This window comes from Pseudomonas mandelii, assembly GCF_900106065.1.
Lineage (GTDB): Bacteria > Pseudomonadota > Gammaproteobacteria > Pseudomonadales > Pseudomonadaceae > Aquipseudomonas > Aquipseudomonas mandelii.
The window spans coordinates 444153-467945 of the sequence record NZ_LT629796.1 but is presented as its reverse complement, the minus strand read 5'-3'; the positions used below and the strand labels follow the sequence as shown (position 1 = coordinate 467945).

Below are 23793 nucleotides of genomic sequence, written 5' to 3'. Positions count from 1 at the left end.
TCATAGGGGTTATTCCAAAAAAAACTTATGCGCTCTGCAAAATCCAGCACATTGTTCACTCTGAAAGCCCTTGTTTTAGAAGCTCTAGGGAGCATTCGAGGGTTTAAGGAAAGTTCCATCCACTTATCGACATAGGGCGGAGAAGTGCTGGAGGGGAGGGAAGCGAAACGGTTTTGAGGCGACAGTTTTTTGTCGCTCTACAGGTTCAAAATCGTTACGCATCGCACAAAAGGCAATGTGGCTGCGATTGGAATCCCAAGGTTGTTGATTGCATTGGGGTTTTGCCAAAAACGGACTCATTGCCCATGAGCGACATGCTTGGCGAGACTATCGCCGGGGCAGCGGTTTACTCGGATAAACGCACCCCGCAGGCGATCCGCCAGGCAACCTGCTTCAACCATGAGCACGTTCTTCGCACAAACAGGGTGCCGACAGCGGTTGGCAGCGGAGGAAATGCACATGGCAACGCTCATCGGTACCGTCAGTAAAATCATTGGTCAGGTGTTCGCGGAAAGCGGTGGTACCCGGCGTGTGCTGGCCGAGGGCGATCGATTGTTCGCCGGCGACCAATTGATCACCGGCGCCGATGGCGCGGTGGCCGTGCATCTGAAAAATGGCCAGGAACTGACCCTCGGGCGTGGCAGCAGCCTGCAAATGAGCTCCCAGTTGCTGGCGAATCAAGCGGCCCATGTGGAAACCGCTGAAGCGGTGACGCCGACTCAAGCGCAACTGACCGATGTCGAGCAACTGCAAAAAGCCATCGCGGCCGGCGATGACCCGACTCAAACCGCTGAAGCCACGGCGGCCGGACCTGCTTCGACCGGCGCACCCGGCGGGGCGGCGGGCGGCGGCCACAGTTTCGTCATGCTCGAAGAAGTGGGCGGGCGGGTCGACCCCACCATTGGCTTCCCCACCGCGGGCTTTAACGGCATTCCCGAATTTCCGCTGGAACGTCTGGCCGGTGATCCGGACAACGGCGACAACGGTGCCGGTTCAGGGGGCACGGGTGTCATTCCCGTTCCTGACGCGCCGAACAACCCGGTCACCCTCGCGGGCCTGTCGGTGGCGGGCGGCGAACTGACCCTCAACGAAGCTAACCTCGCGGATGGTTCTGCCAGCAATCCTGGCGCCTTGATCCAGAACGGCACCTTCACCGTGTCTGCGCCCGACGGGCTGACCAGCCTGAGTATCGGCGGGATCAATGTGATCACGGGTGGGGTGCCTGTCGGCTTCCCGCAGTCGATCACCACACAACTGGGCAACACCCTGACGATCACCGGCTACAACCCGGCCACCGGCGTGGTCAGTTACAGCTACACCCTGGTCGGCAACGACACCCATTCGGCCGGCGAGGGTGCCAACAACCTCAGCGAACAGTTCATCGTCGTCGCTAATGATTCCAACGGCGATACCGCCACCGGCACGCTGGACGTCAACATCACCGACGACGTGCCCAAAGCGGTCGATGACAGCAACGCCAATACCGCCTCGGAATCCCTGCTGACCCTGACCGGCAGCGTGCTGCCCAACGACTCGCAGGGGGCTGACCGCATTCCCACAGGCCCCAACAGCGGGCCGATCATCGGCGGCACCTTCACCGGGACTTACGGCACGCTGGTGCTCAATCCCAATGGCAGTTACACCTACACGCTGAACACCAGCGATGCCGATTTCAAAGCGCTGCACGGCGGCGGCACCGAAACCTTCACCTACACCCTGACGGATGCCGATGGCGACACCAGCACCGCCAACCTGGTGCTGCAAATCCAAAACAACGATGACCCGGTCACGATCGGCGGCCTCAACGTCGAAGGCGGCGAACTCGTCGTCTACGAGAAAAACCTCAGCGACGGCAGCAGCCCCGACGCGCCAGCGCTGACACAGAACGGCACCTTCACCATCACCGCGCTCGACGGTGTGCAAACCCTCAGCGTCGGTGGCATCAACGTGGTGGTCGGCGGCGTGTCCGCAGGCTTCCCGCAATCGATCGTCACACCACTCGGCAGCACGTTGACCATCACCGGGTTCGACAGCGCGACCGGCGTGGTCAGTTACAGCTACACCCTGGCCGATAACGAAGCGCATCCGACGGCCAACGGTGCCAACGGGATCTCCGAGCAATTCGCCGTCACCGTGGTCGATGACAACGGCACCACCGCCAATGGCAATCTCGACGTCAACATCGTCGATGACCTACCTCAGGCCGTAGACGACAGCAACGCCGGCACCGCTTCGGAAACCCTGCTGACCCTCAACGGCAATGTGCTGACCAACGACACCCAAGGCGCCGACCGCGTGACCGTCGGCGAAAACGCCGGCCCGATCACCCCCGGCACTTTCATCGGGACTTACGGCACGTTGGTGCTGAACGCCAACGGCACGTACACCTACACCCTGAACACCAGCGATGCCGACTTCAAAGCGTTGCACGGCAATGGCAGCGGCACGGAAACCTTCACCTACACCCTGACGGATGCCGATGGCGACACCAGCACCGCCAACCTGGTGCTGCAAATCCAAAACAACGATGACCCGGTCACGATCGGCGGCCTCAACGTCGAAGGCGGCGAACTCGTCGTCTACGAGAAAAACCTCAGCGACGGCAGCAGCCCCGACGCGCCCGCGCTGACACAGAGCGGCACCTTCACCATCACCGCGCTCGACGGTGTGCAAACCCTCAGCGTCGGTGGCATCAACGTGGTGGTCGGCGGCGTGTCCGCAGGCTTCCCGCAATCGATCGTCACACCACTCGGCAGCACGTTGACCATCACCGGGTTCGACAGCGCGACCGGCGTAGTCAGTTACAGCTACACCCTGGCCGATAACGAAGCGCATCCGACGGCCGACGGTGCCAACGGGATCTCCGAGCAATTCGCCGTCACCGTGGTCGATGACAACGGCACCACCGCCAATGGCAATCTCGACGTCAACATCGTCGACGACCTGCCCCAAGCCGTGGATGACAGCAACGCCGGCACCGCTTCGGAAACCCTGCTGACCCTCAACGGCAATGTGCTGACCAACGACACCCAAGGCGCCGACCGCGTGACCGTCGGCGAAAACGCCGGCCCGATCACCCCCGGCACTTTCATCGGGACTTACGGCACGTTGGTGCTGAACGCCAACGGCACGTACACCTACACCCTGAACACCAGCGACGCTGACTTCAAAGCGTTGCACGGCAATGGCAGCGGCACGGAAACCTTCACCTACACCCTGACGGATGCCGATGGCGACACCAGCACCGCCAATCTGGTGCTGAACATCCAAAACAACGATGACCCGGTGACCCTCAACGGCCTCGACGTGGCCGGTGGTGAACTGACTGTCTACGAGAAAAACCTCAGCGACGGCACCAGCCCGAACGCGCCCGCGCTGACCCAGAGCGGCACCTTCACCGTGACCGCCCTCGATGGCCTGCAAACCCTGACGGTCGGCGGCATTTCGGTGGTCAGCGGTGGCGTGGCCGCAGGCTTCCCGCAATCGATCGTCACACCGCTCGGCAGCACGCTGACCATCACCGGCTACAACCCGACCACCGGCCTCATCAGCTACAGCTACACCCTGGCGGACAACGAAACTCATCCGAATGCCAACGGTGCCAACAGCCTCACCGAGAACTTCAACGTGGTGGCGACGGACACCGACGGCAGCACAGCGTCGGGCCAGATCAACGTCAACATCGTCGACGACCTGCCCACCGCCAACCCTGATTACGCTTCGGTAGACGAGGGCGTGACCGTCTCGGGCAACGTGCTGGATAACGACATCGGCGGTGCCGATGGCCCGGCGCTCAGCGGCGCCGTGATTGGCGTGCGCGCAGGCTCGGACACCTCGACCTCGGCCATCGGTGGACTGGGCACCAACATCAACGGCACCTACGGTTACCTGACGCTGGATGCCAACGGCAATGCGACCTACCACAGCAATCCCAACGCGGTGAACGGCCCCGGCGCGACCGATGTGTTCACCTATACCGTGCGTGATGCCGATGGTGACGAAAGCACCACCACCATCACCATCGACGTGTCCAACAGCTGCATCGTCGCGTCCACCGATGCCGACGTGACCGTCTACGAAAATGCCCTCGACCTGACCAAGGACGGGCAAGACCTGGCGGCCGGCACGGTCATCGGCAGCGACCCGACCAGCACCGGCGAAACCGCCAAGGGCACGCTGGTCGGCTCGGTCACCGGTGCGATCGGCGCGATCACCTACACGCTGGTGGGCAGCGCCACGGGCAACTATGGCCAGATCCAGCTCAACCCCAACGGCACGTACACCTACACCCTGACCTCGCCTGCGACCACCACGCCGCCTGCCAACGATGGCGCGAATTCGCTGACCGAAAGTTTCACCTACCAGGCCACCGATTCCCTGGGTAACAGCACCACCAGCACCATCGTGGTGAAAATCGTCGATGACGTGCCAAAAGCCTTCAACGACAGCAACACCGGCACAGCGTCGGAGGCCGCGCTGACGCTCAATGGCAATGTCCTGAGCAACGACGTCCAGGGCGCGGACCGTGTCGCCACCGGCCCGAACGCCGGGCCTGTGACCCCAGGCACCTTCACCGGGACTTACGGCACCCTGGTGCTCAACGCCAATGGCACGTACACCTACACACTGAACACCAATGATGCCGACTTCAAAAACCTGCACGGCGGCGGCACGGGCACCGAAACTTTCGCCTACACCATTACCGATGCCGACGGCGATACCAGCACCGCCAACCTGGTGCTGAACATCCAGAACAACAACGACCCGGTCACGCTCAACGGCCTCGACGTGTACGGCGGTGAACTGACCGTCTACGAGAAAAACCTCAGCGACGGCACCACCCCGAACGCGCCCGCCCTGACCCAGAGCGGCACCTTCACCGTGACCGCGCTGGACGGGCTGCAAACCCTTACCGTCGGCGGCATTGCACTGGTCACTGGCGGCGTGGCGGCAGGCTTCCCGCAATCGATCGTCACACCGCTCGGCAGCACGCTGACCATCACCGGCTACAACCCGGCCACCGGCGTGGTCAGTTACAGCTACACCCTGGCGGACAACGAAACTCATCCGAACGCCAACGGCGCCAACAGCATCACCGAGAACTTCAACGTGGTGGCGACGGACACCGACGGCAGCACCGCGACGGGTCAGATCAACGTCAACATCGTCGATGATTTGCCGACGGCCAAAGCGGACACGGCGAGCGTGGTCGAAGGCGGCACGGTCAGCGGCAACGTGCTGGACAACGACATCGGCGGTGCAGATGGCCCGGCACTCAGCGGCGCAGTGATTGGCGTGCGCGCAGGCTCGGACACTTCGTCCTCGGCCATCGGCGGCCTCGGTTCGAACATCACCGGCACTTACGGATACCTGACGCTGGATGCCAACGGCAACGCGGTCTATCACAGCAATCCAAACGCCGTGAGCGGTGCGGGCGCGACGGACACCTTCACCTACACCGTGCGTGATGCCGACGGCGATGAAAGCACCACCACTATCACCATCGATGTGTACAACAGCTGCATCAAAGCGGTCAGCGACACCGATGTCACCGTCTATGAGAAAGCGCTGGACCTGACCAAGGACGGGCTGGACCTGGCGGCCGGTACTGTCACGGGCAGCGAGCCCGGCAACACCGGCGAAACGGCCACCGGCACCCTGGTCGGCTCCGTTACTGGCGCGAGTGGCGCCATCACCTACACCCTGGTCGGCAGCGCCACCGGGGCCTACGGGCAAATGCTGCTCAACCCCAACGGTACCTACACCTACACCCTGACGTCGGCGCCGAAAACCTCGCCGAACACCAACGACGGCCCGAATACCCTGACCGAAAGCTTCACCTACAAAGCCACCGATGCGCTGGGCAACAGCACCACCAGCACCATCGTGGTCAACATCGTCGATGACGTGCCCAAGGTCCTCGGCGCGGAGCGTTCGGTGGCGGCTGTGGAGATCGATTCCAACCTGCTGCTGGTGATCGACGTCTCCGGCAGCATGGTCGACCCCTCCGGTGTACCGGGGCTATCGCGCCTCGAACTGGCCAAGCAGGCGATCAGTGCCTTGCTCGACAAATACGACGACCTGGGCGATGTGAAAGTGCAGATCGTCACCTTCAGCAGCAACGCCACCGACAAGACATCGATCTGGGTGGATGTGGCGACCGCCAAGTCGATCATCTCCGGCCTGACTGCCGGCGGTGGCACCAACTACGACGCCGCTGTCGCGACGATGCAAACGGCGTTCAACACCTCGGGCAAACTGACCGGGGCGCAGAACGTCGGCTACTTCTTCTCCGACGGCAAACCCAACGAAGGCGACATCGGCAGCGCAGATGAGGCCGCGCTCAAAGCCTTCCTCGACGCCAACGGCATCAAGAACTACGCGATCGGCCTGGGCAGCGGCGTGAGCAACGCCTACCTCGATCCGCTGGCTTATGACGGCAGCACCCACACCAACACCAACGCTGTTGTGGTGACCGATCTCAACCAGCTCAACTCGGTGCTTTCGGGCACGGTGGTCGGCGCGCCGGTGACGGGCACCTTGATGGAGGGCGGCACCTTCGGCGCCGATGGCGGCTTCATCAAAACCCTCGTGGTCGACGGCACGACGTACACCTACGACCCTAAAGGCAACAGCAATCAGGGTTCGTTGAACTTCAGTGGCGGCGCCAACCACGGCACCTTCAACACGGTGAACAACAGCATCAGCATCGCCACCAACAATGGCGGCACGTTGGTGGTGAACCTCGACACCGGCGAGTACACCTACACCTCGCAAAAAACCACGGCAGTGGTGATTACCGAAAACATCGGCTTCACCGCCAGCGACAACGACGGCGACCTGGCCAGCTCCACGCTGACGGTCAAAGTCATCCCGAACGCGGCGCCGGTGGCGGTCGATGACCACATCATCACCAACGTGCTCTCGGGCAACATTGTGGTGCCGGGCGAGTTGCTGCTGGCCAACGACACCGATGCCGATGGCGATCCGCTGACGGCTTCACCCACCAACTTCAACACCGGCTGGATTTCCAAAGGCGCCGACTTCACCGGCACCGGGGCGATCAGCTTCTCCTCGACCGGCAACAACAACGCCAACCAGGTCCTGGCGAACGTGCGCAACGCCTTTGCGGCGAACGCGACGACCATGACGGCGGTGCTGGTGGTCAGTGGATATCTGGGCGGGGTAACCGCCGGTAACGCCAATGATGAGGACCGGATCACCGTCAACCTCAAACAGGGAGAAACCCTCAACCTGGACCACAACCTGGCGGGCGGTCACATCGCCATGGAGTATTCGCTCAACGGTGGGGCATGGATCGCCCTCGCGGACGGGCAAACCCTCACTGCGGCGGCGGACGGGACCTATCAGATCCACGTCACCAACATCACCAACACCAGCGGCAGCGGCGTGAACAACGCGGAATACTACAAGCTGACCATGACCCTCGATTACGCCGGGGGCCACGACATCGCCCCGGATGCCCACGGCACCTACACCGCCAACGACAACCACGGCGGCAGCGACAGCGCGGGCGTGACCATCAGCTATCAGGACGGACATACCCTCACCGGCACGGCCGGCGACGATGTGCTGGTGGCGGGCACCGGCAATAACGTCCTCAATGCCGGCGACGGCAACGATGTGCTCACTGCTGGCTCCGGCAACAACGAACTGCATGGCGGCGCCGGCAATGATTTGCTGTTCAGCGGCACCGGCAACGACCTGCTCGACGGCGGCACCGGCACCGACACCGTGAGTTACGCCCACGCCACCGCCGGGGTCACGGTCGACCTGAGCGTGGCCACCGCGCAAAACACCGGCGGCGCCGGCACCGACACGTTGACCGCCATCGAAAACCTCACCGGCTCCAACTTCAACGACTCGCTCACGGGCGACAACCTGAGCAACGTCATCACCGGCGGTTTGGGCGATGACATCCTCAAGGGCGGCGGCGGTGACGACTTCCTGATCGGCGGCTTGGGCAACAACACCCTGACCGGCGGGGCAGGGGCCGACACCTTCCAGTGGCTCAAAGGCAACAGCGGCCACGACCTCGTCACCGACTTCACCCCAGGCACCGACAAACTCGACTTGTCGCAACTGCTGCAAGGCGAAAACGGCACCGCAGCATCGCTGGATGACTATCTGCACTTCAAAGTCATCGGCAGCGGCGCCTCGGTCCTGACCAGCATCGACGTCAGCGCCATGGCCGGCGCGGCACCGAACCAGACCATCGACCTGGCCGGCGTCAACCTGGCCAGCCACTACGGCGTCACGCCGGGAGCGGGCGGGGTGGTGGCGGGCGGGCACGATACCGCGACCATCATCAATGGCATGTTGAATGACCATTCGTTGAAGGTGGACACCGTATGACCTGAAGGCTGACCTCTGAAACGACAAAACCCGCCATTCCTGGGTAAGGAATGGCGGGTTTTTGTTGTCTGTGAGATCGCTTTCGTCGGATCGCCGCCCGGAACAAGCCCGCTCCGACACTTTGATCTTCAGTGAACACAAAACAGGCGAACAACCCGGATCAACTGTAGGAGCGAGGCTGCTCGCGAAGAGGCCCAAAAGACCGCCACAAAACTCACAGCCTGACACGCTGTTGTGGCGAGGGAACTTGCTCCCGCTGGCTTGCGAAGCAGCCCCAAAACCATTCACCGCGATTGTGTCTGATAAACAGCGTTTCGCTGGTTTTACGACTGCTGCGCAGCCGAGCGGGAGCAAGCTCCCTCGCCACAGGAAAGTGTTCGCACCAGGATTTTCGCTAACCCTGCGGAACGAAGTTATCCAGCATCCGATTCACCGCCAATTCCCCCAGCATCACCACCTGCTGAATCCCCAGTACCGTATTGCGATGCGAACCCTCCATCAACCCCGCGAAATTACTCAACATCACACTCGCCGACGCCAGGGTTTCGCAGGCGTTGACCAGCAGCGTTTCGTCATTGGTGTCGGGAGCGATGGAATAGATGGTGCTCGGTTTACGCGGAGTGTCTGCGGGGATGACCGGTTTGAGGTAGTAGTCGAGGGCGCGGTCGGCGGCTTCGTTGAGTTTTTTGGAATCGGTGGATTCGTAGGGGGAAACGTCGTCGGTTTCGGGTGGGTTGGGTGTGATCTTGAACATGGTGAAACTCCTACAAGAAATGGAGCCACCAAGACCTGTCGCTAAACAAGTAAGGGTGGCGGCTGCACGCAGGTTAGCGAACCGGGTGTAGGCGCCCGGCAGACCCGAAAGTCTCCCGCGCACAGCCGCCATTACATCAATCGCAGGCATGAACAATCTGCAAGAGAGTTGGGAGCGCTGTTGCGCCTACATAGGTTCGGGTCGCTAAACCCGATCGCTGATTTGTCAGCGACCGGGAAACGATAGAGCCCCGGCCCAAGGCACACAAGCCGGCGGATTCTGGCGCAGTCGTAGGCAGCTACGCAAGGATGTGTAGGCAGAGTGAGTGTCTTGAAATGTCTTTTAAACACCGCCGTTTATTTCCTCCTCCAAATAAATAGCGGCGCCCCCCCTACGAGGTGTCAATCGCCGACGAACGGTAGCAAAACCTGTTATTTCTGACAGTAGCCAGTCTGTACGCAGTGCCGTTAAATCACTTCAGAGCAACAAATACCTGACACGCTGAATACGTACTGAGCGTGAGAGAACGTCGACAAAGTCTTGAGAGGAAGTCAGCAATGCCGATTTCTCAAAACCGGGCTGATCCAACGGATCCAACCCTGGAACAACCGAGGGTGCCTGCCATCCTCAAGGACGAGAACGGCGAAGAGAGTCCGGAGGGGCTGTTGCCGAGAAGTGCAGTGAGTGATGACCTGGTCGTCATCGTTCCGAACTGGAGAACGGCACTCGTCGATCCGTTTCCCTACATCATCTCTATCAGTTGGGTAAAGGAAGGCAGTTCGTTCACCGAAGTGTACAGGGAGGAGTTCACCGACCCAGGGGAGAAGACCTTGAAAGTCCCTCGGGACAAGCTGGATCACGGTATTTATTCCCTGTCGTACCAACTCAGTTACGGCGGGAACGCAGAACTGTCCTTCTCCAAGCGCGTCACGGTCGATAGAGTGCCGCCGGATGATGGTCAGGAGCCAAAGCCGCTGGTGATGCTGGATGTTCCCGGCGATATCACCGATGACTACCTCACACGATTTGGAGAGGTCAGATTACAAGTCCCGCTCTATGTCGATTTAAAGGCCCGGGATCGCGCAATCTATTATTTGACGGACAACCCCAATCCTCTGGATACCGAACCTGACATTCGTGAGCAGGAGTTCAGTCAACAGGACATTGACCAGCGTCGTCTCATCATTACCGTGTACGCGGCGGATATTCGTGGTCGTGGGCACGGTCAACGCTACTTTTATTACCGGCTACGTGATTGGGCCGGCAACCGTGGGCCACGCTCGACCCTGTTACCGGTTTTTGTCGACTTGACGCCGGCCCCTGGCAATCTCGATCCAGCTCGGGTGCCATTGTCGGTGCGAGGGTTGATCGACCGCGAACACGCTCGCGAAGGGGCGGTCGATCAGAAAGCGGTCACCGTCGAAATCGATGCCTATGACAATCCGGACGCCTCCGACAAGGTTCTGATCCGGTGGAATAGTCATGCTCTCGCCCCCCTGGACGTTGACCCAACCCAATTTCCGCTCAGCCAAACTGTACCGTGGTCGACACTGACGGCTGACGGACTCGGGCCGATGGATGCGCGTGTTGACTACCGCATCAGTCGTGGCGGGACACCGACGCCGCCTGCTCCAGAAACGCAGGTGCCGGTCAATTTGACGGTCGCCGGTCCGGATCACGCTGACGCTCCCGCGATGTTGAACCTCACGCTGGCGAATCTGGAGATCTATGGCGCTGTTTCGAAACAACTGAACACGCTGCAGACGATAGATCATGGTCAGCCCGCCGACGGGTACTTGCGCTTGTACGACAATCCACAGCCTGGAGAAAAGATCTTCCTGTACTGGGGCGCCATCAGCACGCCAGTCGCTGAGTACGAGGTCAAGGATGGCGACAGCGCCGGGCAAAATATTGAGTTCAGTATTCCTTGGACGGCTATCGAGCAAGACATGGAAAATCCGGCGTTACCGGTGTGGTACACCACCGACAACCAGGTAAACGTGCAGTTGGCCCGAGCGACTCCGGTAAACGTGGCAATCATCATCATCAGGAATTTGCCGGAGCCGACGTTCCCTGATGGCGGGCTAAAAGGCCTGCTTGATTGCTGTGCCAGACCTCGATTGTGGGAGCAGGTGCGGGTGCATATCGAGGGTAACGACGCGTTCGACAAAGACGATATTGTCGAGCTTCATTGGCAAGGGTGTTACGGCCCCAATGGCACATCCCCCATCCCGGGGGTCACTGAGTCATTTGAAACAACACTCAGTCTTGAGCAGGCACGCAATGGTTTTGATATATCGGTGACAGACTATGAAAGGTTAGTTGCGCCGATGGTTGATCGCGGATCAGCACTTTGCCGATATTTTTTGAGAAAGAGCAACGGCGGACAAGGTGAGTCGAAGTCTGAGTTTGTGATTATCAATAGAACGATGCCCAGTGGTCAATTGTGCGGGCCGAATAATGATATTTGCGAAGAATCATTCGTGAGTGACGTGCCTAAACATTGATCGATTAAAAGAGCGCAATACTGTCCGCTGTTTAAGTCGGATTATCAGAATTAAAGTCCGCGCGTGGGTGGTCAGTTTCCAAGTGTCCTGACGGGGGCTGGTAGTGTCCTTTGTCAGATAATCAAGCAATTGAAAGGAAGATACAGATGACCAGTTTAAAACCATTGGATCCCGCACAGAATCGCGCGCGTTATCTTGTCGTTCGGCAGAGTATGCCTACAGAGGACGCAGCGCCCCCCTACCTGCACGCTGATAATCCCCTGTTGCCCGATACCGCGGACGATTTGCCAAATCAGTTGCATTCCAGTCTTCAAGGCGCACAGCTAAAAGTGCTGATCCCCCGATTTGCTCAGGCGGGCGATGAAAACGCTATACCAGGGTTTTTGAACTTGACCTGGAATGGCAGTCGTGTTGGTACCCGATATAATTATACGACTCCAATTGATCCCGCCATCACTGAGTTTGAATTGCTGTTGCCAGCAGGTCTCACTAATGCATCGGGATCGCATGAGTTAAGTGGCTCTTCGCATTTAAGGGTGTAGAAAAAATCTGACCGGCTGGAAAAGGAGTCGAGGATCTTAGAAAATGTAAGCTCTCACACCAACAAAAACTAAGCCCCCGACGTGAACAATCTTACCTTTTCTAGCCCTGATCTTTCCAGCTTTTGCCAACTGAATAACCTCGGCCTGACTGCCACTGGACAACATCTTTGTGCAGAGCGCGCCGTCATCGAATGTCGTTTAACCAAAGCACCCGAGCCATGCCCCAAGTGCGGGGCTGCTGGTGTTTCACGCGGTACTGTCGATAGGCATCTTGCTCACACACCTTACGGACAACGACCAACCAGATTGCTGCTGCGTATCCGTCGCTGGCGTTGTGCTTGCGGCTGTTTCTGGCATGAAGATACAAACAGTGCAGCACCTCCACGTTCAAAGCTTTCATATGGGGCGATACGCTGGGCATTAGCTGCCATCGTGCTGGATCATCTGTCGGTATCTCGTGTTGCGAGCCAGCTTGATGTTGCATGGCACACCGCTAATAATGCCATTATCAACGAAGGACGGCGCCTGCTTTTTAATGACTCGACACGTTTTGACGGTGTGACCGTGCTGGGCGTGGATGAGCATGTTTGGCGACATACACGCTGTGGTGACAAGTACGTCACCATCGTGGTTGACCTTACGCCCGTGCGTAACAAAAACGGGCCGGCCCGCTTGCTCGATGTGCTGGAAGGCCGCTCCAAACAAGCCTTTAAGCAATGGCTACAGAGTCGCCCCAAATCGTGGCGTGACCAGATCGAAAGCATTGCCATGGACGGTTTTACGGGGTTTAAATCTGCAGCGCAAGAAGCCCTGCCTCAAGCCCAAACCGTGCTGGATCCTTTCCATGTCGTGCGCTGGGCAAGCAACATGCTGGATGAATGCCGCCGGCGTGTGCAACACGACATCCTGGGCCGCAGAGGGCGTAAAAATGACCCGCTCTACAAAAGCCGTCGAACGCTACTGACTCGGATCAGCTACCTGTCTGACGCCAACAAAAAGCAACTGTTCCAGCTGTTTGCAGATGAGCACCACCTCGAAGTGGATTGCACCTGGAGCATGTACCAACGGGTGGTCAGCGCCTACAACGAGCCGGATCGAAAACGTGGTAAAAAACTCATGGAAGAGGTCATAAATATCATTACAGCCAGCGACTTGCCCAAAGCGCTCATCGAGGTGAAAGGCTTGGGGGAAACGCTGAAAAAATACGCTGAGAGCATCCTTGCCTACTTCGACCGGCCAGGAACCAGCAACGGTCCAACAGAAGCTATCAACGGGCGACTTGAGCACTTACGAGGTACCGCCTTGGGCTTTAGAAATTTAACCAATTACATAGCCAGGTGCTTGCTGAAGTCAGGAGGGTTTAGAAATCAGCTACACCCTTAAATGCGAAGAGCCAGTTAAGTTATATACTGAGTCATGGTGGCAATCCTGATGAAGTTGCGCACGAGGTAATTAATATCGATACGCAGGCTCCCTTGCCGAACGGTGAGGTGACCCTTCCTGCAGAAGTTGAGCGAGACGGCATTACCAAACCTTACCTGGATGCCAACGGTTTTGTTCTTGTTACCGTCCCTCAATACGCCACAAAAAAAATCGGGGATGTAATCGAAGCTTTCTTTGGCATATCTTTGCCAGGAGCTATTTCGATAGGGAATGTGACTGTTACAGATACCGCCGTGCCGGTTACTTTCAACTTGACTGCTGCCCAGGTTGGCACCGAAGAGGGTGAAAAAGAACTCTGGTATACGTTGATGGATCGGAAAGGTAATAAGAGTCTCCCCTCAGCGTACAAGAAAACGAACGTATCACTGACGGATCCGCCAGAGGGATTATTGCCACCCAACATTCCGCTGTTTGATGATGATACGCTACCTAAACTGGTGGATCTGGCCGATGCGCGGATGCCTTTGGGCATCGGGATATTGGCCGAGTACGATAATTACATCGCGGATCGTGATGAGATCGAAGTGACGGTAGATGGCATTCTATTGCCCGCACAGCGGATCAACGGCTTTCCCTTCTACGTGAATGTTCCCTATAGCGCGCTGGCTAAAGATAGCCTTGGCGAAAAAACAATAACAACCAGTTATCAGATAAAGCGCGGCACGGTTCGTCACCCATTAACGCCACTTACAAAAAATATTGTTGTCGACCTCCGCAGACCGGGGCCCGGTGAAGGGGAGGAGAATCCCAATCCGGACCTTGATCTGGTGACTGTTCAAGGACAAGGAGGTAATGGCCCGAATGTACTGACAGAAGACGACAAAGATCAGACGGTTTCAGTCACTGCGCAGGTTTTTGATGGCGTCAAGGACGGAGACGTTGCGACACTGATCTGGAAGGGTGTTGAGGTGACAGCAGCACAGGGGGGCGTCATTGAACTGGATGGAACGGAAACGGATGATTTGGAATGGACTGTTGAGTGGGAAGTTGTGGATGAAGGAGGAAATGGCAATCCGCTTCCGGTAAGTTACAAACTAACCAATCCGGACCTTAACGAAAATGAGGAGTTTTCGTTGCCTCAGGACGTTGATGTTTATATTCGTCCGGGTGTTGCGCCCGAAGTAAGGTTTCAACATATGGATCCAGATTTGACTCTACTCAATTGCCAATCTTTGCGAGCCGATGCAGTGCTTGGCAAATGTGCTGAAGCACTGGTCGCAGGTGGAGAGCCGGAATTGAAGGGGAAAACATTGGCCTGTACTTATCAAGGGTATAGCGATTCTGCGGGGACTACAGTAAAGCCGGGTACCAAGTACGAATTTAACTATTCTCCGAGCGATCAGGAGGTTGACGACGGTTTTATTATAAAAGTCCGCTACCAGGAGCTTCTTGCAACACAGAGCGCATGGGGGGAAATCAGTTACGTCGTCAAGATCGATGGGCGGGACGTAACTTCCAGTCACTTCGTTAGAGTGCATATGGTAGGGGGGACTGGAACGCCTTGTCCGATTTAAGTGAAAAAGCCCGGAAGGTGTAAAAACCTTCCGGTTTTTTTTAGTGAGGGAAGTTATGGAAATATTCGCTATGTGATTTCGGATATTTCCTACATTTTTTTAGGGGGCGTTCCTTTACCTTCCGCGCTCAATTTTTTCACGCAAATGTATTTGCGCACTTTTTATTATGAGTTGGAGGTGGATAAATTATGAAAGTATTTGGCGAGCTCCCCGTCAGGGTTATTCGAAAACGCGCGCTGGGCGTACTGGTGTTCATGCCGGTCTTTTCTTTGTCCGGCACGGGTGCACAGGCGGCAACCATCGTCGACGGAACGACACTGGATATCGACTCATCGACAACGTCGATCGACTATCTGGTGCGTAACAATGGCGTGTTGAACGTCAATGGCGCCAGTACCCGATCGATCACTGTGCAATCTGGCTCAACGTTGAATATCAACGGCGCGAGCATTGTCGGCAGTAGCGGCGCTGAAGGCGTTGTAGTCACCAGCAGTCGAGGCACTATCGATCGGGCCAATGTGACCAGCGAAGACATCGGGCTGGCCGTAAACCGTTCCAGTGTCGCGGCCGGCGGATCGGACGTGACCGTTTCCAATAGCCAGATCGAGGGTGAAGTAGCTGGTGCCCAGGTCACGGGGCTGAGCAAATTGTCGTTGATCAATACGCAAGTCACCGGCGCGGCAGGCGACGGCATTGGTGTGAACATTCTGGGCGGTGAAGTGGATGCCTCTGCCGGGACGCATATCACCGGGCAGGCGACAGGTGTGCGGATGGTCAACGATTCCGCCAATGTAGGTGCTCGTGCCCTTACACTGGATAATGCCATCGTACAGGGTGTCAACGGCTCCGCGGTTCTGGTCGAGAGAGGCACAAATGCCACTATCCGTCTCTCGAACGGTGCCAGTCTGCTTGCCGGCAACAACATCCTGCTTGATGTGCAAGGCGCCTCTACCGCCGCCATGACCGTCGCCAACAGTGCGCTTCAAGGCAACGTGAATATAGATGGCAGCAGCGTAGCGAACCTCACCTTCGATCAGGGCCATTTCACCGGTGATGTCGTGCTCGTCGATGACGCCTCCTCGGCCACGGTCAACCTGCAAAACAATTCACGGTTCACCGGCAGCCTGGATAAGGTCGACGGTGTGACCATCAACAGCGGCTCCAACTGGACCCTGACCCGCAACGACACCGTCGGCGCATTGGCCATGAATGGCGGTACAGTCAGCTTCGGTTCGCCCGATGCCCCGGACACGTTCTACCAGTTGAACGTCGGAACACTTGCGGCCTCAGGCACCGGCGCCAATGTATTTGCGATGAAAGGCAACTTTGCCACCGGCCATCACGATTTCCTGAACGTGACCGGTGTGGCCACTGGGCAGTTCGGTCTGTTGGTTGCGGCCTCTGGGCTGGATGCCGTGTCTCCCGGGCAATTGAACCTCGTGCATACGGCGGCGGGTGATGCGCAATTCTCGCTGATCAGTGGCAGGGCGGACCTGGGAACCTGGTCCTATTCGCTGAAAAGCACGATGGACGAAAGCGGGGCTACCGACTGGTATCTGGACCCTGCTACCGAAACCGTCAGCCCGGGCGCGCGTTCGGTATTGGCCCTGTTCAATACAGCGATCACTGTGGCCACCGGCGAAGACGCATCCCTACGCAGTCGCATGGGTGAGCTTCGATTCAACGGCGGCAAGTCGGGTGCCTGGGTGCGTACTTACGGCAGCCAATACAATGTGGCTGACGGCTCGGGTGTGGCTTATCAGCAAACCCAGCAAGGTTTTTCCCTGGGCGCTGATGCGAGACTGGGTGAGAGCCAATGGTTTATGGGGGTGATGGCGGGGTACAGCAATTCCAGGCTGAATCTTGATTACGGCACTTCCGGCACCGTCGACAGCTACTACGTCGGGCCTTACGCAACTTGGCTCGATGCCGATTCCGGTTACTACTTCGATGCCGCGCTCAAGTTCAACCACTTCCGCAACGAGTCAAAAGTCGGCCTGAGCGACGGTTCCCGTGCCAAAGGCGACTACGACAACTCCGGCCTCGGCGGCTGGGCCGAATTCGGCCGACACATCAAGTTCGGCGATGGCTACTTCATCGAACCGTTTACCCGATTCTCGTCTGTCGTGATCCAGGGCAAGCATTACAACCTGGACAACGGCATGGACGCCAACGGTGATCGGGCCCGCTCGATGCTGGGCAAGGTCGGCAGCACCTTCGGGCGCAATTTCGACTTCGGCAACGGCAAGGTGGTACAGCCTTATATCAGTGCCGCGGCGGGTTACGAGTTCGCCAAAAATAACAAAGTGCAAGTGAACAACAATGTGTTTAACAACGACCTGTCGGGCTACCGTACCGATTTCGGGGCGGGGTTGGCAGTGGCTTTCTCCGAGGGGATGCAGGCGCACGTTGATTTTGATTATGAAAAGGGCGAGCACATTGAGAAACCGTGGGGGGTTAACTTTGGGGTGAGGGTTAACTGGTAAGGGAATAGTAGTCTTGCAAGACTGAAACGCCGCTTCTCCTATTGGGTAAGCGGCGTTTTTTATTGACCCGTCTGACCGGCAATCACCTGTCTCGGCAACCACGAATCTCCATCCTCAATCCGCTTCACCTTCAGCAACAACGGTAGCGCCAGGGTAATCGACTGCCCGCCCCGCACCAGCTTCCATCGTAACTGCGCACCTTGTCATGCCACACCCCGAGAAGCGCCGCCCGATGGTTCGAGTCGAGTGGTGACTCCGGAAACGGCGGTGACCCGACACAGCGTTCATCAGGACCAGTCGCGCCTGATCCTGGTTAAGTTCACATCAGTCATGCAGGTGAAGGCGCGTAAATAGATTCGGCGCTTTAACTAGTCTTTAATCACGATTGTGGAAATAAATATTTCCCCTTCGCTTATCACATTCAAAACCTTATTCGCTCTCCCATGATGGAAGAAGTTAATGAGGTGCGCTTTTGTACTCGTCAGGTTTATAAGACTATAAAGGTTGAATACACCATGCCCCGAATCGCCAGCGTTGGTCGACGTCGGATGCGCAACGTTGATCCATATGATCTATATTGTAGAAAGCGTATGTTTGATAACCCTGAACCGGAAGGCATCCACCCACTTCACAAAGCCAATAATTTCGGGCGGTAGGTAATTTTTGGCCATACACTCGTTGCATGTCATTGAGGGCTTGGCCAGCCGGCAATGCATTGCCGAAGGAGCTCATCCAGGAAACGGCCTGAGCGTGCGTTAAATATGAATCATTAGATCGCAGTTGATATATGTTTCTCACTGATATTGGATAACTTACCAATTGAAGCGATGCGTCTCGAACGAAAATTGTGGCATTGCCGATACTGTTGCCAGTGACTTTGCCCGTTTGTGTCACGGAGGCAACGGCCTCATTACTTGAATAATAATAATAGGGAGTCTTTCCACCTTGAGCCAGGCGAACATCAGTATTGCCAATAGAATCTTGTCCAGTTTTCGGCCAATTTGGGATTTTTACTGAGAGCCCATTTAGGTTCATCTGACTAGTATTAATTGTTAATGGTGTTGCTACTGTGAGGCTACGCGCTGGCGTGGAGGACTGTCCACTGCCATACAACGCTTTAGCGGTGAAGCTGTGAGACGCCACACTCAACCCTGTCACCAGCAAGTACCAGATTCCCGTCGTTGTACTGGCGGTGGGCTCCCCCTTCGATATGGTGCCGTCGAGTACCTGGACCTTCTGACCTTTGCTGGCCGTGCCGGTCAGCGACACACTGGTCTCCAATGTTGTACCGCCATTGGGAATTTCGACCCCGCTTGGCGAGCCTTTGACTGAATCAATGGTCGGTTTGACCTCCACCGCCACGGTAAACGTGAACGGTGGAGCGGACTCTTCGCCTTCGCCATACAGCGCCAGCGCCTTGAGGCTGTAAGCCTTGACGGTCAATGCACTTACCACCTGAGTCCAGATGCCCGAACCATTGGTGGTAGGCTCCCCCAGTGAAGTGGTGCCATCAAGCAAGCGGACTTTCTGATTTGGGCTGGCCTTGCCAGTGACGGTTACTGATCGGTCAAAGGTGATGCCACCCTGGGCGACCGGGCCTTTGGAATCGGTGACCGAGTCAATGGTTGGCTTGACCGCCACCGCCACGGTAAACGTGCGCAACGGGGTGGACTCTTCGCCTTCGCCATACAGCGCCAGCGCCTTGAGGCTGTAAGCCTTGACGGTCAATGCACTTACCACCTGAGTCCAGATGCCCGAACCATTGGCGGTGGGTTCACCCAGCGCGGTGGTGCCATCGAGCAAGCGGACTTTCTGGTTGGGGCTGGCCTTGCCAGTGACGGTCACCGACCGGTCGAAGGTGATGCCACCCTGGGCGACCGGGCCTTTGGAATCGGTGACCGAGTCAATGGCCGGTTTGAGCGCCGCCGCCACGGTAAACGTGAACGGTGGAGCGGACTCTTCGCCTTCGCCATACAGCGCCAAAGCCTTGAGGCTGTAAGCCTTGACGGTCATTGCATTCACGACCTGAGTCCAGATGCCCGAACCATTGGTGGTAGGCTCCCCCAGTGAAGTGGTGCCATCAAGCAAGCGGACTTTCTGATTTGGGCTGGCCTTGCCAGTGACGGTTACTGATCGGTCAAAGGTGATGCCACCCTGGGCGACCGGGCCTTTGGAATCGGTGACCGAGTCAATGGTTGGCTTGACCGCCACCGCCACGGTAAACGTGCGCAACGGGGTGGACTCTTCGCCCTCGCCATACAGCGCCAGCGCCTTGAGGCTGTAAGCCTTGACGGTCAATGCACTTACCACCTGAGTCCAGATGCCCGAACCATTGGCGGTAGGTTCCCCCAGTGAAGTGGTGCCATTGAGCAAGCGGACTTTCTGATTGGGGCTGGCCTTGCCAGTGACGGTTACTGATCGGTCAAAGGTGATGCCACCCTGGGCGACCGGGCCTTTGGAGTCGGTGACCGAGTCAATGGCCGGTGTGACCGCCACCGCCACGGTAAACGTGAATGGTGGAGCGGACTCTTCGCCTTCGCCATACAGCGCCAGCGCCTTGAGGCTGTAAGCCTTGACGGTCAATGCACTTACCACCTGAGTCCAGATGCCGCTGCCATTGGCGGTAGGTTCCCCCAGTGAAGTAGTGCCATCGAGCAAGCGGACTTTCTGGTTGGGACTGGCCTTGCCAGTGACGGTCACCGACCGGTCAAAGGTGATGCCGCCCTGGGCGACCGGACCTTTGGAATCGGTGACCGAGTCAATGGCCGGTTTGAGCGCCGCCGCCACGGTAAACGTGAACGGTGGAGCGGACTCTTCGCCTTCGCCATACAGCGCCAAAGCCTTGAGGCTGTAAGCCTTGACGGTCAATGCACTTACCACCTGAGTCCATATGCCGCTGCCATTGGCGGTAGGTTCCCCCAGTGAAGTAGTGCCATCGAGCAAGCGCACTTTCTGGTTGGGACTGGCCTTGCCAGTGACGGTCACCGACCGGTCGAAGGTGATGCCACCCTGGGCGACCGGGCCTTTGGAATCGGTGACCGAGTCAATGGCCGGTTTGAGCGCCGCCGTCACGGTAAACGTGAACGGTGGAGCGGACTCTTCGCCTTCGCCATACAGCGCCAGCGCCTTGAGGCTGTAAGCCTTGACGGTCAATGCACTTACCACCTGAGTCCAGATGCCGCTGCCATTGGCGGTAGGTTCCCCCAGTGACGTGGTGCCATCAAGCAAGCGGACTTTCTGGTTGGGACTGGCCTTGCCAGTGACGGTCACCGACCGGTCGAAGGTGATGCCACCCTGGGCGACCGGGCCTTTGGAATCGGTGACCGAGTCAATGGCCGGTTTGAGCGCCGCCGTCACGGTAAACGTGAACGGTGGAGCGGACTCTTCGCCTTCGCCATACAGCGCCAGCGCCTTGAGGCTGTAAGCCTTGACGGTCAATGCACTTACCACCTGAGTCCAGATGCCGCTGCCATTGGCGGTAGGTTCCCCCAGTGAAGTGGTGCCATCGAGCAAGCGGACTTTCTGATTGGGACTGGCCTTGCCAGTGACGGTCACCGACCGGTCAAAGGTGATGCCGCCCTGGGGGACCGGGCCTTTGGAATCGGTGACCGAGTCAATGGTTGGCTTGACCGCCACCGCCACGGTAAACGTGCGCAACGGGGTGGATGCTTCGCCCTCGCCATACAGCGCCAGTGCCTTGAGGCTGTAAGCCTTGACGGTCAATGCACTTACCACCTGAGTCCAGGTGCCGCTGCCATTGGCGGTAGGTTCCCCCAGTGAAGTAGTGCCATCGAGCAAGCGGACTTTCTGATTGGGACTGGCCTTGCCAGTGACGGTTACTGATCGGTCAAAGGTGATGCCGCCCTGGGCGACCGGGCCTTTGGAATCGGTGACCGAGTCAATGGTTGGCTTGACCGCCACCGCCACGGTAAACGTGCGCAACGGGGTGGATGCTTCGCCCTCGCCATACAGCGCCAGTGCCTTGAGGCTGTAAGCCTTGACGGTCAATGCACTTACCACCTGAGTCCAGGTTCCCGAACCATTGGCGGTGGGTTCACCCAGCGCGGTGGTGCCATCGAGCAAGCGCACTTTCTGATTGGGGCTGGCCGTGCCAGTGACGGTTACTGATCGGTCAAAGGTGATGCCGCCCTGGGGGACCGGGCCTTTGGAGTCGGTGACTGTGTCCAGTGTCGGTGCAATCCATGCTGCGACCAGCAAATTCAACGTAATCGAATAACTCCACAACCCCGTAGCCGCATGCTTCACCGTGTAACGTACCTTGACGTACTTGCCGATGTTGGCCGCGACGAACTCCTCCGCCACTCTGAACGTCACGGGTTTTCCGGCGGTCACGGTGGTGATCGGCACCCAGTTGGTTGTGCTGCCAAAAGGACCGTTGCCGCTCCAGTGACAGGTCAGAATGTCGCCCGGGAGCGTGCCGAGGTAGTTGACCCTGACATTCACGTTATGGAAAACCTTCGAGGGGTCGAGCACATCCGGTGGGTCGGCTTCCAGCACCACGGGCACCGGCAGTGTGGTGCGCAATTGTTCGACCTTGAGCAGCAAGCGTTCCGACTCACTGATGCCAAACAGCGCTACGGCGTCGTTGGTGATGCGGTAGGACAGGTCCAGCGAACCCTTGTCCAACACGACAATGTGCTGACTGTCGATGTGGAAGGTCACTAGCTTGTCGGCGGCCTCTCCGGCGCTGACAGTGTGTGGCTCTTCGTGCAAATACGACTGACCGTTGGCTTGGGTGCCCAGCCAGATCAGGTTGAGGGAATCGCCGCTGGCCATGCCGGGATAGCTGACACGCACCGTTGCATATTCGTTGTCGGGTTCAAGCGTGCCGCCCACCGCTTGCTCAACGATGGGCGCCGGGATGATTGCCACATCCCCAACGACATCCGCGAAAGCGCGCTTGGACGACAGGGGCGGCGAGTTATCCAGTTTGGTCAACACATACGAGGCGTCGGCCGACCCCATGGCGATTGCGCGGACCTCGGCGTAGGGCACCTTGAATTCGAGGTGGTGCGGGATGTTGTCCACGGTTCGCGATTGCGTATGGATCAACGGTTTGCCGACAGCAGGCGTGCCGATCCAGGTCAGCTTCACCGTATCGCCGATCGCAAAATCGTCGCCAGCAATCTTGACCAGAACGGTGACGTCTTCGTTGTTCAGATCCTTGAGGGTGATGATCCCGTTCACGGCTTCATTGATGATCGGTGATTCCAGGCGCCAGGCACCGGCATCGACCAGAACCGTCGTGCTTATGGAGTGCTTCTCGGCCCAGTTCCACACCGGGTCGTGCGGAAAGTAGCGAACCGGCAACGCCGCGCTGTCACCGCCGGCGAGAATGGCGTCCTGATCCACCGTGATGATGATGGGGGTTTCGCGATTGGCCTGATCGGGGGTGACGGTATGAGGGATTCGAACGCTGCCCCAGTGCAGATTCACCACGTCGTAAGGGAAAATTCCAAGGTAGAAGGGGATCGTGACAGGGACACCGCTGGCGGCCCACTCCGCATCGATACCATTGTCAATGACGTCTTGGGGGAGTTGAGGTTGATGCAGTTCGGAATGGCCTGGCAGATGAGGTTCCTTGTCGCGCCCCCCCGGCCTGTCGAGCTTCACCAGCACCCGCAACCCAGCTGACGGGTCGTCCGGCACTGTTTCGTCCTTGCGCGTGAGCACGTAGTAAACCGTTTCCACCCAACCGGGAACCATGGGGGCGACGGGCAGGAAAAAGAACAGGAAATCACCGTCGACTTCTTCTGGCTGGAGTTCCTTGTGGAAGATCTTGTCACCGTCCCAATACACATCAATCTGATCGCCCGCCAGCACTGGAGGGCTGTATTTATTGATAGCGCACAACACCCCCTCCGGATGGCTCTCCACCACACTGATGTTGATACCCGCGTCACCGTCGACAATCGGCTCGACCGCGCCGGCAATCATCAATGGCCGGTGCTGCAGCGGGGCGACGACCGACCCTGAAGGGCGAAACAGGAATAGACCAGAAGCGGCCATCAAAAACTCCTTGGCGAAGGTACGCCACTGTGGGGGAGGGGACATTGACGGGTAGATTGGGCACGATGAAAGGCGCGCTGACTACTGTCAGAACTAACAGGTGGGCGGGGGTTTTAGACAAACGGTAGGCGAAAAAAAACG

The 23793-nt window shown here is 58.1% G+C and carries 8 protein-coding genes; 6 read left to right on the top strand and 2 right to left on the bottom strand.

The genetic code is table 11. The annotated features are described in order from the left end of the window. The first annotated feature begins 459 nt into the window (after nt 1-459). Nucleotides 460-8376 carry a retention module-containing protein gene (locus BLU63_RS02010; protein WP_083374771.1) on the top strand — a complete coding sequence of 2639 codons (7917 nt, stop codon included), beginning with the start codon at nt 460-462 and terminating at the stop codon, nt 8374-8376. 394 nt (nt 8377-8770) lie between these two features. On the opposite strand, the gene BLU63_RS02005 is transcribed toward BLU63_RS02010, so the two are convergent. Further along, nucleotides 8771-9130, bottom strand: a complete 360-nt coding sequence (locus BLU63_RS02005) for a DUF6124 family protein (RefSeq protein WP_010461993.1) — start codon at nt 9128-9130, stop codon at nt 8771-8773. Nucleotides 9131-9687: 557 nt separating this feature from the next. Between BLU63_RS02005 and BLU63_RS02000 the strand changes: the two genes are divergently transcribed. From BLU63_RS02000 to BLU63_RS01985, 5 genes are all read left to right on the top strand, one after another. After that, on the top strand, nt 9688-11637 hold the full coding sequence (locus BLU63_RS02000; RefSeq protein WP_083374770.1) for a hypothetical protein: 1950 nt from the start codon (nt 9688-9690) through the stop codon (nt 11635-11637). Between the two features lie 146 nt (nt 11638-11783). Then, on the top strand, nt 11784-12179 hold the full coding sequence (locus BLU63_RS32655) for a hypothetical protein (protein WP_186543571.1): 396 nt from the start codon (nt 11784-11786) through the stop codon (nt 12177-12179). An 81-nt stretch (nt 12180-12260) separates the two neighbouring features. Continuing rightward, nucleotides 12261-13562: an ISL3-like element IS1411 family transposase gene (locus tag BLU63_RS01995; protein ID WP_011920678.1), complete on the top strand. Its 1302-nt coding sequence runs from the start codon at nt 12261-12263 to the stop codon at nt 13560-13562. 107 nt (nt 13563-13669) lie between these two features. Further along, nucleotides 13670-15136: a hypothetical protein gene (locus tag BLU63_RS01990; RefSeq protein WP_186543577.1), complete on the top strand. Its 1467-nt coding sequence runs from the start codon at nt 13670-13672 to the stop codon at nt 15134-15136. Between the two features lie 188 nt (nt 15137-15324). Continuing rightward, a complete protein-coding gene (locus tag BLU63_RS01985; RefSeq protein ID WP_083374769.1) occupies nt 15325-17622 on the top strand; it encodes an autotransporter outer membrane beta-barrel domain-containing protein in 2298 nt (765 codons plus the stop codon). 495 nt (nt 17623-18117) lie between these two features. On the opposite strand, the gene BLU63_RS01980 is transcribed toward BLU63_RS01985, so the two are convergent. After that, a complete protein-coding gene (locus BLU63_RS01980; RefSeq protein ID WP_167362267.1) occupies nt 18118-23652 on the bottom strand; it encodes an Ig-like domain-containing protein in 5535 nt (1844 codons plus the stop codon). Nucleotides 23653-23793: the final 141 nt, after the last annotated feature.